The organism is Dietzia sp. IBK-p2-15D (genome assembly GCF_057773105.1).
The window spans coordinates 1-506 of record NZ_JBYMTK010000044.1 but is presented as its reverse complement, the minus strand read 5'-3'; the positions used below and the strand labels follow the sequence as shown (position 1 = coordinate 506).

Annotated in this window: 1 rRNA gene; it reads right to left on the bottom strand. The window is 46.8% G+C overall.

What is annotated here, in order from left to right:
- A 16S ribosomal RNA gene (locus AC3DEV_RS16765) occupies positions 1-137 on the bottom strand; the annotation flags it as partial.
- Between the last annotated feature and the right edge of the window lie 369 nt (positions 138-506).

Sequence of the window (506 nt, the reverse complement as noted above, 5' to 3'; positions counted from 1 at the left end):
AGGCAGTTTCCCAGACATTACTCACCCGTCCGCCACTCGTCAGCAAAGCAGCAAGCTGCTTCCTGTTACCGTTCGACTTGCATGTGTTAGGCCTGCCGCCAGCGTTCAATCTGAGCCATGATCAAACTCTTCAATTTAAAAGTTTGATGCTCAAAGAATTAAACTTCGTAATGAATTACGTGTTCACTCCTGAGACTTGGTATTCATTTTTCGTCTTGCGACGTTAAGAATCCGTATCTTCGAGTGCCCACACAGATTGTCTGACAAATTGTTAAAGAGCAGTGCCGCTTCGCTTTTTCTCAGCGGCGCGGGGTGTGCATAATACGCTTTCCCGCTACAGAGTCAAGCATTTATTTTGCTTTCTCTGCCGGAATTCTCAGGAGAATCCCGCTGACCCGGCGGCGTGTTTGCCGTTGTTCCGTGTCAGTGGTGGCGCATTATAGGGAGTTATTCCGGCCTGACAAGCAAAAAATATAAAAACTTTATTGTTCGCTCATTTTTCAGGC